We start from the raw sequence: 12776 nt of genomic DNA, 5'->3' as shown, positions 1-12776 counted from the left end.
GTCTCCCCGTGCTTCACTACCTCGTGTAGGCCTCCCACATCGCTCGCCACTACCGGCGTTCTCGCTGCCATAGCCTCCAGAGCCACGATACCGAAGGGCTCGTACAGGCTGGGGAAGACCGCCACGTCAGCCACTTTGTACAGCCGGTTGCGGGCTTCGTCGGGGATGTAGCCGGTGAAAAGCACCTTCGGCCCCACGCCCAATTCCCAGGCCCGTCGACGCAACGCCTCCAGCATACCGCCGGTGCCGGCGATGACGAACTTGGCTTCCGGGTGCTCAGACAGAACTTTTGGCACTGCCTCGACCAGGATGTGTAATCCCTTTTCGTGCACCACTCGCCCGACGTAGAAGACAATGCGCTCGTCCGGCAGCGCGTACATCGTGCGGAAGTACGATAGGTCCTCCTCATCCAGGGCGTCAAACACCGAGGTATCCACGCCATTGGGGATGACGTCCAGTTTGTCTGGTGGGACGTGGAAGAAGCCCATGACTTCGCTCGCCATGTAACCGCTGCAACAGATCACACGCCAGGCCTCGAAAGTGAGCCACCACTCCGCATTGTGGATAGCACGGGACATATCACTGCCCAGATAGCCGTGGCCCCGACCGCGCTCGGTGGCGTGAATGGTGGCCAGCAGGGGGATGTGGAAGTTGGTCTTGAGAGCCACGGCAGCGAAGGAGACCAACCAGTCGTGGGCGTGGAGGATGTCGGCGCGACAGCGGGAGGAGGAGCCGGCTGGGTCCGGGCGGACGAGGGGCGCGGCAAATTCGGCCAGGCGGGTGTTGGTCTGCCAGGCGGAGGTGAAGATATCGGCCAGGCCGACGTCGGGCGGGTCCACGCGGTGGATGACGGCACCAGATGGCGAAGCCTCCCTGGCCTCGCCTCCAGCCCAGCGGGGCGTGACCACTTCGACCTCCACGCCCTGGCGGGCCAGCGCAGGCACTAATTCGGTCACGTGGCGGCCCAACCCGCCGACTATGTGCGGCGGATACTCCCACGAGAGCATGAGAACGCGCATTTCGCTCCTTGCGTCGGGACAAATGGCCCGATGCTATGCCGATTATACTGTATCATCTCACGGAAGACAAGGATTGGGTGCAATTTGCTTTCGTAGCCCTTCGGAGTATAATATCCCGCTGATTTTGACATCATCGGAGGGATCTCTGCTATGAACGTCTTCAAGCGGCCCGTCGTGGCAGCGAGCAATATGGCCAACCCTACCTGGGCCGAATTACGTGAGATGGCGCGCATCGAGGAGACAACAACTGTATTCGGCAGTCCGCGCTACATCTCGCGCATCCGCAGCCGCAGCGCCAAGTTCACGGACATAGTGTACGATGAACCCACACCAGAGATGGTGGAGACCATCAATAACGTCATGGATAGCCTGCGCACTGAGCGGGTGATCCGCCTGGACCGCATGATGTGTCTCACGCCCGAAGATGCTTACGGGCATAAGCGCCTACATTGCCGCTTCTATGTGCTTCAGGATTTCGCCCGCATCGCCTATATGTGGGGGCAGACCCTGTTTGATCTCCCACCCGACCGGGTGGATGAGGAACCAGATCTTACCACCATCATGGTTCCCAAATGGCGTGGCAAGACCCGCGAACGGTGGGTGTTGGTGGATCCCCACTCTTTCACCACATTTGTGCTGGGCTCGGATTACATGGGGGAGATCAAGAAGTCTTTTCTGCGCATGGCCATGTACCACGCCAAGTTGCGGGGAATGTTGGGCTTGCATGCCGGGAGCAAGATCATCCGCGTGCGCGATGTACGGGGCCGATTGGTGGAGAAGGGAGTGCTTCTCTTCGGCCTGAGCGGAACGGGGAAGACAACGCTCACATGTCACCATCATTTCCTGTCCGGTGAAGAGGGCGTGGTTATCCGCCAGGACGATGTCGTCTTGATGCGTCCAGATGCTTATTGCTATGGGACGGAGGACAACTTCTACCTCAAGACCGATGGTTTGGAACCCGAATCCCAGCCGCTGCTCTACCGGGCCTGCACCCAGCCCCATGCCATGCTCGAGAATGTCTGGGTGAATCCGGACGGCACTGTGGACTTCGACGACGGCACGTTAACCACCAATGGCCGCGCCATCGCCTTCCGCCGCGATATGGTTTACACCGATGGCGAGATTGATCTGCCCTGCGCGCACATCATGGTTTTCATTACCCGAAGCGAGACCATAGTGCCGCCTGTGGCGAAACTGTCGCCGGAGCAGGCGGGTGCGTTTTTCATGCTCGGCGAGAGCATTGAGACCTCGGCTGGCGACCCCGCCAAAGCAGGGCAATCGGTGCGCTGTGTAGGCACGAACCCCTTCATCATCGGGCCAGAATCCGATGAGGGCAACATATTCATGAATTTCCTGCGTGCCAACCCTCAGGTGGAGTGCTTTGTGATGAACACCGGCATGGTGGGAAAGAAACCGGGGCAATCAGGCGAGAAGATCCGCATCGTGGATTCGACGGAGATCATCAAGCAGATCGCCCGTGGGGGCATCGAGTGGGAAACCGACCCAGACTGGGGTTACCTCATCCCCAAGCACGTGGACGGCATGGATATCTCTCACCTGGACCCGAGGCGCTACTATACGGCAGAGGAATATCATGAGCGAGTCCAAGCACTGCGAGCCGAGCGGGTGGCGTGGCTGCGCCGGTTCGAAGGGTTGGATGAAGCTATCCTGAAGACAATGGAGTGATAGAAAACAACTCACCGCCGAGACACAGAGTTCGCAGAGGTTTTATTGTATAATCCCTCAGCGATCTCCGGTTCCCGCTGATTGGACAGGATTCGCGGCAGAAGGCCTCAATAATACTCTGTGTACACGTTCGTTTCCCAGTATGCTCTGTATTCTGGGTCGCGACTACCTTTGCACACGCCGTCAAATGGGCACACGTTGGGACACTCGTAGGTCGTAGCCTGGATAAACGTGCAGCGCTCGCGCTTGAAACAGGGCACGCCCTTGCGACCATTGCCACAGATGGGTTCGTGCTCGTAGAAGCAGCAACTGCGGCCCAGTTGCCAGATATACTTGTCGAAATCGAACACCCTCATCCCCGACCCAGCCACGATGAGGTCGCAGGCCTCGCTCACTGCCCGGCGCACGGCATGGTTCACCTCATCGCTCACTGGCTCCCGCGCCTTGAGCGCTCGCGCCAGTCCCGCGTCGGTTACCTCGACCATACCCGTGCGCAAGGCCACACGCACGGCGTGGTAGTCCATCGCCACCTTCAGCGTATCTCGGTCGGCTAACGGCCAGATGCCGATCTCATCCAGGAGACCCGCCAGTAACACCGATTTCTTCTGCAGGGGATCGGCATAAGGCGGGAACGCGGCCAATTTCTCCAATAGGCCCCCTTCGCCGCGCAAACGCCCTCCGGATGCGTAATAGATATTCATGGCCTGTCCCTCGTAGCGCTCGAGCAACCCTCGAGCGCACTCGTGCAACTGGCGGACGCGCTCCTCCACGCGGTCTATCGTCGAGTGGGTGGGGTTGAAGTCATCGGAGAGAACACGGCGCAGGTCTTCACTGCTGTAGCGTAACATGATCTGGGCATCACTGAAATCGTCCAGGCAGCGGCGAGTGGCCGCGCAGAGATAGTCCCAACCGCGGTACCAGCGCCCTCCGATGGTGCCGGCGAAGGACTTCGTGTTCTGACAGATGGCCACGATGTAGAACCAATAGTTGGCTTCACGGTGGCGTTCGGTCTCGTTGCTCGGCGTGACCAGCCAGGGCTCGCGGCGCACACGGATGGTCTTTACTACCTGGGCCAGCCAGGCGCATTGTTCCGGATTCGCGCGAATCACGGTCCCTCCAAGCCTCACTTGATTATCTCATAGAAGAGCGGTGGCGCTGGCACTTCCGTGGCGCTGAACTCGTAGGCTCTCAGTACCCACTCTGATGCCACTTGATATGCCGCCTCGCTGTTAGCGTGGACGGTGAAGAGCGGTTCACCTGACTTCACCCGGTCGCCGATCTTCTTGTGGAAAAGGAAACCAACGGCATGATCTATCGGTTGACCCTTCTTCTCCCGCCCTGCGCCCAACCCGACCGCTGCCAGTCCCACTTCCATGGCGTCCAGTGCTTTCACCCAGCCGTCCTGGGGCGCGGCCACGGACCGAACAATGCTGGCCCTAGGCATGATCTCCGGGTGGTCCACTACTGCGGGGTCGCCATGCTGGGCCTCCACCATCTGGCGGAATTTTTCAAGCGCCGCGCCAGAACGGACGGCCTCCTCGAGACGAGTCCGCGCTTGGGCTTCGTCGTCGGTCAGCCCGCCCAAGATGAGCATGTGCGCGGCGATGGTCAGGCAGTGTTCGGTCAAATCCTCCGGGCCGTATCCCCTCAGTGTGGCGATGGCCTCGGCGACTTCCAGGGCATTGCCCACTGCATTGCCAAGCGGCTGGTTCATGTCCGAGATCGCGGCGCGCACCTTGCGCCCGACGCCCTCGCCGATCTCCACCATCACTTTCGCCAATGCGACGGCATCTTGAACCGTCTTCATGAACGCGCCCCGGCCCGCCTTCACGTCGAGCACGATGGCGTTGGCTCCGGCGGCGATCTTCTTGCTCATCACCGAACTGGCGATGAGGGGCAGGCTCTCCACGGTGCCGGTTACATCACGCAGGGCGTAGAGTATCCCGTCGGCAGGGGCCAAGTCGGCAGTCTGCCCGGCGATCACGATGCCGATGGTGGCCAATTGGCGTTTGAACTGCTCGATGGTCAGGTGGACGTTGAGGCCGGGGATGGACTCCAGTTTATCCAGCGTCCCACCAGAGAAACTGAGGCCCCGGCCTGACATCTTGCCCACTGGCAGGCCGCAGGCAGCGACCATAGGGGCGACGACCAGCGAAACCTTGTCGCCGACACCGCCGGTAGAGTGCTTGTCCACCACCATCGGTGCGACATCGGAGAGGTCCAGTACATCGCCAGAGCGAGCCATCACCTCGGTGAGGTCCACAGTCTCGCGCTTGCTCATCCCGCGCAGGACAATCGCCATCAACCAGGCGGCAGCCTGATAGTCGGGGATCTCGCCGTGCACCACGCCCATGACGAAGAATTCGATCTCCTGGCGGGTGAGTTCGCCTCCATCGCGTTTTTTGATGATAATATCTACAGCGTGCATCCTCGCGTACCTCCACGTTTTACAGATGAAGTGATCATTGCGGTCAAATAATAGCACAAGGAGGCACGGTTTGCCAAGAACGCCCGCCGGTTGGAGGAGTACCAGGGTATTTGATGCCCTCAAATGTAACCTAATGCGAATGGAACAAGTGTCCAGCCTATGTCGTCTGTATATGCGAAACTCGTTAAGGAGGTCCTAAATGAAAACACAGAAGACTCTCTGCATGCTCCTGATCGCCCTGCTGATCGCGGGGTTGGGAGCAGCGTGCTCTTCGCCGACGGCGACCCCGCTATCAGGTGTCTCCAGTGTGGCAGCGCTCTCGAGCGGGCAATCCGAAGCCCAGCCGCGCGTCGTAACTGTGACGGGCAGCGGCACTGCCATGGGCACGCCGGACATCGCCTACGTCCAACTGGGCGTGGAGATCAAGGACACCTCGCCCTCTGAAGCGGCCGCAGCCAACGCCGATAAGATGAACGCGGTGGTGGCCGCCATCAAGGCGCTCGGCGTGGCGGACAAGGACATCCGCACCGCCAACTACAACATCTGGATCGAGCAAGTGTACGACAAGGAGGGCCAGCCCACCGGCGTGGTGTATTACCATGTGGTCAACAATGTGGTGGTAACCGTGCGTGACATCCACAAGGTGGGCGAGTTATTGGAGAAGGCAGTGGTCGCCGGAGTCAACCAGGTAGGCGGTGTCTCCTTCAGCGTGTCGGACCCGACAGCGTTGCAGCGTGAGGCCCGGGATAAGGCCATGGCCGACGCAAAGGCCCGGGCGGCACAGTTGGCCGAGGGGCTGGGCTTCAAACTCGGTCGGGTACAATCGGTGAGCGAGTACGCGAGCGAAGCGCCCACGCCGGTCCCAGCGAGAGCCGCATACGAGTACGTTAGTGTGGCGGCTCCCCCCATCTCCGGCGGCGAACTGACCATCACCGTGCAGGTGTCGGTGAGTTTCGAGATCGAGTAGTGCGTCTCGCAGGACCACAGATCTACTCCACGCAGCGGGAGGCCGGCCCCAGACTGGCCTCCTGTTCCACATTTCAAAGCGTTTCCAGCACATGTGAGACCGCAACCGACATGCTCTTGGTGTAATCCCGCACCCATAATGTTTTGGCCAACTCTTCGTAAAGGCTCGGGCAAGATTGACTTAGGGAGCAGTCTGCGGTACACTATTTCCAAACAGTCAACATCGCAACGGTCGCCAGATGGCGCTTCACTACGGCGTATTATGCGGCAAAACTGTCGCATGACACATAGTGAGGCGACTCTCCGCCTTCGCAGAGTGGGGGCAACGTGGAGGGATGCACTGTCTGCACGACGGTTTCTCTGCCCGGTATCTCGGTTAAAACGAACGAATGAAGGAATGAGGGCTGCTTAATCCTATGCCAACTGCTTTGCGAATTGGGCCCTACCGATTCTACTTTTACTCCTACGACTGCGGCGAGCCACGCCATATGCACATAGATCGGGAGAACAAGAGTGCGAAGTTCTGGCTTGACCCCGACGCGTCGCTGGCTGAAAACTATGGCTACAGCCGCAAAGAGTTACGCGATATTGAGCGGATCACGAGAGAAAACCTGGAGAGGTTGAGAAATGAATGGGATGCCTTCTGTAGCGGCCACACTGGCCCTGCCTAGAGTGGTCAACGTGACAGTAACGGAAGATACGTTGTCGGTGGATTTAGAAGACGGGCGTACGATTTCCGTGCCCATTGGCTGGTATCCGCGCCTGGCTCATGGAACGCCAGCCGAGCGCGCCAATTTTGAGATAAGCGGCGCAGGTTACGGCATTCATTGGCCCGATCTCGACGAAGACATCGGCATTGAAGGATTACTGCTTGGTAAGAAGTCCACTGAAAGTCCTGCCTCGTTCAAGCGATGGCTCCAGCGGCGGGAACAAAGGCAACAGCCATAGGCCACTTAACACGCGGATGCTAAGAACCAGCTCCAGCCTGTTTCTTGTGAGGCGAAGGATGGCACAGCGTCCCGAGGAGTTACAGCCGACCGCCCGCTCCACACGCAGATGAAGCGCGAATTGGAGGTAAAAAATGGTTCACCCAAGTGTTGCTGATCTGACTGTAGACGAGCTCAAAGACCTGATCCGAGAAGTCGTAGCACAGACGATTGTAGAAATATTCGGCGACCCCGATGAAGGGCTAGAATTACGCGAAGACATAAAAGCCCATCTTCAACGTTCGCTCGCGGCGGTACGAGCGGGTGGCGAGACAATACCCGCTCAGACAGTTGCGGATAAATTGGGACTAGACTGGTAAGATGTACCAGGTCAAATTTACCCCTGACGCTGAAGCAGATTTAGCCCGCTTGAGCAAACCCGTAGCCCAACGGATTCTCAAAAAACTTCGTTGGTTGGCTGAGCATTTTGCTGTTGTAGCCCCAGAACCTTTGACGGGTGAGTGGCAAGGCGTATTCAAGTTGCGCGTTGGCGATTACCGAGTTCTCTACACTTTCGACAAGGTAGAGACAAACATTATCGTTCACTTTGTAAAGCACCGCCGTGAGGTGTACAAAGCGCAATAAGCAACGCGAAGAGATTGGATACCATTGACCAAAGGTGGTCTAACTACTTGGCATACTCCTCAAACGCCCCCATCAGCCGCCTGGGCAATCGGCCCTCGATGTGGATGCCTTTTGGCCCATACTCCTCTCGGTCAATCAGCCCCCGTTGGTGGAACAGGGTCACCAGGTCCTGGCGAGCGTAGGGCAGGCAAACGACGACGGATTGCATATTAGCGGCCAGGGCCGCCTCAATTGCCGCCAGGAGCCGATCGAGCCCTATCCCGTGCAGGGCGGAGATGGCGACGCGGGCAGGATACTGCAGGGCGATGCGTTGGGCCTCCTCGGGATCGTCTAGCCGGTCAATCTTGTTCAGCGCCAAAAGCACCGGTACGTCTCCGGCGCCGATTTCCTCTAATACCTGCGCTACTGTGGCCACTTGCTCGCGCACATTGGGATGCGTTACGTCCACCACGTGGATGATCAGATCGGCCTCGTTGATCTCCTCCAACGTGGCGCGGAAAGCAGCGACCAGGGTGGTAGGCAGTTTCTGAATGAAGCCGACCGTGTCGGTGATGAGCACTTCTTTCCCACCAGGAAGGATCAGACGGCGGGTGATGGGGTCCAGGGTAGCGAAGAGCATATCGGCCACCAGGACCCCCGCGCCGGTGAGGGCATTGAGCAGCGTAGACTTGCCGGCGTTGGTGTAACCGGCCAGTGAGACTACCGGTATCCCCTGGCGGCGGCGCTGCTGACGGTGTTGGGCGCGCTGTTGGCGCACCTTCTCCAATTCGCGCTTGAGGTGGGTGATACGGCGCTGGATATCGCGGCGGTCCACCTCAAGTTGGGTTTCGCCGGGGCCACGCAGCCCCACGCCCCCGATGCCGCCTCGCCCGGCAGCACCACCGGCCTGGCGGGCCAGGTGCGTCCATGCCCGGGTCAGGCGAGGCAAGCGGTACTCATACTGTGCCAGTTCCACCTGCAGCGCGCCTTCTTTGGTGTGGGCATGTCGGGCGAAGATGTCCAGGATGAGGGCGGTACGGTCAATGATCCTGACATCCAGGGCTTCTTCCAATTCGCGCTGTTGATTGGGGGCCAGTTCGTCATCGAAGATCACCATATCAAAGCCCAGGCTGTCGCGAGCCAGACGGATTTCCTCGACTTTGCCCCTGCCGATGTAGGTGGCAGGGTTGATGCGTTCCAGTTCCTGAGTGGTCTGGCCGACCACCTCGACCCCAGCGGTGCGGGCCAGTTGCGCTAACTCGGACATCGAGTCCTGCAATGTAAAAGGGGCCTGTTCCCCCTTCTTGCGTGCGCCCACCAGCAAGGCTCGTTCCACAGGAGCGGGAGCCAACGCAGGGACCTGCTCCGTTGCGGAAGGGAGGGTCATATCTCTTATTTTCACATTACTTTGCGTTTGCTTATGTGCCATTTCTCACGTCGCTTTTAACCGCTCGCCTGCCTCCATCAGCCGTTCCTCGGGCACTGTGAGCGCGATGCGGACATAGCCCTCCCCGCCGGGCCCGAAGGCCGTCCCGGGTGTGATCCACACTCCGGCCTGCTCCAACACGCGGTTGCAATAACCCACTGAGGTCTCGCCCTCTGGCACTTGGGCCCAGACATAAAGCCCGGCGGCCGGCACCCGGGCCTTGAGTCCGGCATGAGGGAGCCAGTCCATCACCACGTCACGCCGCCGTTTGTAGATTTCGTTGCGTTCCGGCAGCCAGGATTGATCTCCTGTCAGCGCGACTACCGCTGCCTCTTGGATGGGCCGGAAAATGCCCGAGTCCACGTTCGTCTTCACCCGGGCCAGTGCCTCAACGGCAGTGGGATTGCCCACCGCCATCCCCACACGCCAGCCAGCCATGTTATAAGTTTTCGAGAGCGAGTTGAACTCCAGGGCTACGTCCTTTGCTCCAGGAACCTGCAGGATGCTGGGCGCTACGTAGCCATCGAACACGACGTCGCAGTATGGGTTGTCGTGGCAGAGGAGCAATTTGTACTCTCGCGCAAATTCCACCGCCCGTTCGAAGAAAGCCAGATCGGCTACCGCGCCTGTTGGGTTATTGGGATAGTTTATGAACAAAATGCGCGCCCGACGGGCTATCTCCACTGGTATCATCTTGAAGTCGGGCAGGAAATCATTTGTTTCCACAAGTGGCATATAGGCTACATCACCGTTCGCCAGGCACATCCCTAGCCGGTAGGTCGGGTAGCCTGGGTCGGGGATCAACGCCAGGTCGCCAGGATCCACAAAGGCCTGGGAGATGTTGGCCAAGCCCTCTTTTGATCCGATGAGCACTACCACCTCTTTGTCGGGGTCGAGTTCCACCCCAAAGCGGCGCTGGTAGTAGGCGACGATTGCCTGGCGCAAGGCAGGTATGCCATAGTAGCCAGCGTAGCCATGGTTGTCGGGCTTCAGGGCTGCCTGGTACAGCGCATCAATGATGTGCCGGGGCGGCGGCAGGTCAGGGCTACCAATGCCTAAATTGATGACGTCCACACCCCTTGCCTGTAGTTCGGCGATCCGGCGTCCGGATTCAGCGAAGATGTAGGTAGGTAGACTGGTGATACGGTTGGCTGCTTTCATACGATTTTGATCTACTCCTCCCTCACTTTACTTTTCATTTTCTTCTAACAGGACCTCCAATGTCCGGCCCACGCGCTCAAGGCTATCTGGGCTCACCTTGTCAGCCGTATCTTGACTCGCGTGCCAGTATGGATACTGGAAGTCAATCAGATCCACAGCGGGGATGCCCTTCATCAAGAAAGGCCAGTGATCGTCAATGACGCCCAGCATACACTTGGAAATGAAATACTGCTCATAACCCAAATCGGCGGCGATTCTGAAAATGCGATCCTGCAGCGCTACATCGGAGTACTGTTCACGACAGATCTGCTGGTCGGCGTCGCCGACCATATCCACCACGACCACGAACTCGACGGGCACAGTCAAAGTCTCCGCCATGTGTGTCGCGCCGACAGACCAGGGCCAGCCGTTAAGATTGCCGCTGTCCTCGGCATCGAAGAAAGCCAGCCACACTTGGTAGCGGGTCTTTTCTATGTCCAGCACGCGGGCGAGTTCCAGTAAAACGGCCACTCCACTGGCACCATCGTTCGCGCCCAAGATGGATTGGTTTTTGTTTACCGCGTCGTTGTCGGCGTAGGGGCGGGTATCATAGTGCGCTCCCAGGATCACCACGGGACCAGTGCCCTTCCTGGCGATGATGTTTCGCAATGGCACGCCCCGTAACTCGAACTCCTGGGTTTCGACCTCCCAGCCTACCTTGGTGAGCGAGGCAATGATGTAATTGCCAGTCTCCTGCAGGGCCAGCGAGCCTGGCGGACGCGGGCCAAATTCACACTGAGCCAGTATATCTTGGTAAGCACGCTGACCATCGAATTCGCCGCTCTCCGCGTTGCTCATCGGCCCACAGGAGGCCACAGCCAGCAGCAATGAGAGCAGCGCCACCCATAAATATCGCATTCGTATAGTGCAAGCTCCTTTTCCCGAAACGATCTCTGAATTCGTCTACGCTAAATGTGGCTATGCGAAGGGCTTCGGCTGGAACAGTGCCCTGCAGTCCTCACTCTAACGCAGAACAGTGCAGTGGTCAAATGCACCACCCGCTTCTCTCAGAAACATCTCCAAGTCCCTCATGCCTCGCGCCACGTAGCCAGCGTACCGCTGCCGCTTACCCCGCACTCGGCCCTCCAATGGCGGCAGAAGGCCGAAGTTGGGCTTCATAGGTTGGAAGTTCACTTCTCCTGCCGAAGACACATAGTGACATAGCGCGCCGATCATCGTCGTGGGCGGGAAAACGAGCGGTTCCAGCCCTTGTGCCAGCCGCGCCGCGTTGATGCCAGCGACAAGCCCGCTGGCCGTCGAGCCCACATAACCCTCGGTGCCTGTGATCTGCCCCCCGAAGAATAACGTGTCGCGGCCCCGAAATTGCATGGTCGGCCGCAGGAGAGCGGGGCCATTGATGAACGTGTTGCGGTGCATTTGCCCGTAGCGCACGAATTCTGCATGTTCGAGTCCTGGGATCATAGAGAACACTCGCTTCTGCTCGCCGTACTTCAAGTTGGTCTGAAAGCCCACCAGGTTGTACAGCGTCCCGGCCAGGTTATCCTGCCGCAGTTGGACCACCGCGTAGGGGCGGCGACCAGTGTGGGGGTCGGTCAAGCCGACGGGCTTGAGCGGGCCGAAGGCCAGAGCGTCGCGGCCGCGTCGGGCGATCACCTCTACGGGCAAACAAGCCTCGAAGAAGCGCGCGTCCTCGCGTTCGAAGTCGCGCAAAGGGATGGTCTCGGCAGCGAGGAGTGCATCCACAAAGGCGTAGTACTCCTCAGCGGTCATAGGGCAGTTGATGTAATCCTCTTCCCCCCGCCCGTACCGGCTGGCGCGGAAGGCGCGATCCATGTTGATAGATTCCAAAGTGACGATGGGAGCCATTGCATCGTAGAAATAGAGGTGTTCCTGGCCAGACAGCCGGGCAATATCAGCAGCCAGGGCATCGGCAGTGAGAGGGCCTGTGGCGACGACCACAATGCCGCTGGCAGGAATAGCCGTGATCTCTTCGCGGCGCAATTCGATGAGCGGATGGGAGGCAATTCGCTGGGTCACGCACTCCGCGAAGGCTTCGCGGTCCACAGCCAGCGCGCCGCCAGCAGGGACAGCGTTGGCGTCGGCACAAGAAAGGATGAGCGAGCCCAGCCTTCGCAGTTCCGCCTTGAGCATTCCCGGCGCGCGGTCGGGGAGGTTTGAGCCCAATGAATTGGAGCATACCAATTCGGCCAATCGGTCTGTGCGGTGCGCCGGGGTCATAGCCACCGGGCGCATCTCGTAGAGAATCACTGGCACACCGCGCTGCGCCGCCTGCCAGGCTGCCTCGCTGCCCGCCAGACCCCCACCGATGACCACAATCCGTTCGTACACTCCCACCTCCTAATAATAAGATAACGAAACGCAGAGAATGTGTCAAACAGGAAGCAAGGACACATCCTAAGTCTGGGATAAGAACCGGAGGCCCAGCAATGCTTGCTGGGCCTCATTCAGTGCGGAGAGTACCCAGGAGTAATGCGCAAGTTGACGCCAGACTCGATTCGGTGCATACTAAGCAGCAATCT

13 protein-coding genes are annotated in these 12776 nt (G+C 59.2%); 6 read left to right on the top strand and 7 right to left on the bottom strand.

Features of this window, described 5'->3' with window-relative positions; translation table 11 throughout:
• A partial coding sequence (locus H5T64_12940; protein ID MBC7265243.1) for a glycosyltransferase family 4 protein occupies positions 1 to 1019 on the bottom strand: 1019 nt, incomplete at its 3' end.
• A 150-nt stretch (positions 1020 to 1169) separates the two neighbouring features.
• On the opposite strand from H5T64_12940, the gene H5T64_12935 reads away from it, so the two are divergent.
• Positions 1170 to 2705, top strand: a complete 1536-nt coding sequence (locus tag H5T64_12935; protein ID MBC7265242.1) for a phosphoenolpyruvate carboxykinase (ATP) — start codon at positions 1170 to 1172, stop codon at positions 2703 to 2705.
• A 107-nt stretch (positions 2706 to 2812) separates the two neighbouring features.
• On the opposite strand, the gene H5T64_12930 is transcribed toward H5T64_12935, so the two are convergent.
• Both H5T64_12930 and H5T64_12925 read right to left on the bottom strand, forming a co-directional pair.
• Positions 2813 to 3814, bottom strand: coding sequence for a hypothetical protein (locus tag H5T64_12930; protein ID MBC7265241.1), 1002 nt, complete (start codon positions 3812 to 3814; stop codon positions 2813 to 2815).
• A 14-nt stretch (positions 3815 to 3828) separates the two neighbouring features.
• Positions 3829 to 5133 (bottom strand): thymidine phosphorylase, encoded by a 1305-nt coding sequence (locus tag H5T64_12925; protein ID MBC7265240.1) that lies wholly within the window; start codon positions 5131 to 5133, stop codon positions 3829 to 3831.
• A gap of 199 nt (positions 5134 to 5332) precedes the next feature.
• Here H5T64_12925 and H5T64_12920 point away from each other — a divergent pair, with 199 nt between their 5' ends.
• The 5 genes from H5T64_12920 (at position 5333) to H5T64_12900 (ending at position 7670) form a co-directional block, all read left to right on the top strand.
• On the top strand, positions 5333 to 6100 hold the full coding sequence (locus H5T64_12920; GenBank protein ID MBC7265239.1) for an SIMPL domain-containing protein: 768 nt from the start codon (positions 5333 to 5335) through the stop codon (positions 6098 to 6100).
• Positions 6101 to 6515: 415 nt separating this feature from the next.
• Positions 6516 to 6770 carry a DUF4160 domain-containing protein gene (locus tag H5T64_12915; protein MBC7265238.1) on the top strand — a complete coding sequence of 85 codons (255 nt, stop codon included), beginning with the start codon at positions 6516 to 6518 and terminating at the stop codon, positions 6768 to 6770.
• Positions 6727 to 7047 (top strand): DUF2442 domain-containing protein, encoded by a 321-nt coding sequence (locus H5T64_12910; GenBank protein MBC7265237.1) that lies wholly within the window; start codon positions 6727 to 6729, stop codon positions 7045 to 7047. Before H5T64_12915 ends, H5T64_12910 begins: the two co-directional genes overlap by 44 nt.
• A gap of 133 nt (positions 7048 to 7180) precedes the next feature.
• Entirely contained in the window at positions 7181 to 7405 is a 225-nt protein-coding gene (locus tag H5T64_12905; protein MBC7265236.1) for a hypothetical protein, read from the top strand.
• Between the two features lies 1 nt (position 7406).
• Positions 7407 to 7670 carry a type II toxin-antitoxin system RelE/ParE family toxin gene (locus H5T64_12900; GenBank protein ID MBC7265235.1) on the top strand — a complete coding sequence of 88 codons (264 nt, stop codon included), beginning with the start codon at positions 7407 to 7409 and terminating at the stop codon, positions 7668 to 7670.
• A 43-nt stretch (positions 7671 to 7713) separates the two neighbouring features.
• Here the strand turns inward: H5T64_12900 and hflX are convergent, their stop codons facing one another.
• The 4 genes from hflX to trmFO form a co-directional block, all read right to left on the bottom strand.
• Entirely contained in the window at positions 7714 to 9036 is a 1323-nt protein-coding gene (gene hflX / locus H5T64_12895; protein ID MBC7265234.1) for a GTPase HflX, read from the bottom strand.
• Positions 9037 to 9081: 45 nt separating this feature from the next.
• Positions 9082 to 10236: an LL-diaminopimelate aminotransferase gene (locus H5T64_12890; protein MBC7265233.1), complete on the bottom strand. Its 1155-nt coding sequence runs from the start codon at positions 10234 to 10236 to the stop codon at positions 9082 to 9084.
• A 27-nt stretch (positions 10237 to 10263) separates the two neighbouring features.
• Positions 10264 to 11133 (bottom strand): M28 family peptidase, encoded by an 870-nt coding sequence (locus H5T64_12885; protein ID MBC7265232.1) that lies wholly within the window; start codon positions 11131 to 11133, stop codon positions 10264 to 10266.
• Positions 11134 to 11238: 105 nt separating this feature from the next.
• Complete coding sequence (trmFO, locus tag H5T64_12880) at positions 11239 to 12585, bottom strand: FADH(2)-oxidizing methylenetetrahydrofolate--tRNA-(uracil(54)-C(5))-methyltransferase TrmFO (protein ID MBC7265231.1); 1347 nt, start codon at positions 12583 to 12585, stop codon at positions 11239 to 11241.
• Positions 12586 to 12776: the final 191 nt, after the last annotated feature.

Source organism: Chloroflexota bacterium (genome assembly GCA_014360825.1).
GTDB lineage: Bacteria > Chloroflexota > Anaerolineae > UBA2200 > JACIWT01 > JACIWT01.
Note: the sequence above shows the minus strand (reverse complement) of the source record. Positions and strands in the feature narration are given on the sequence as shown.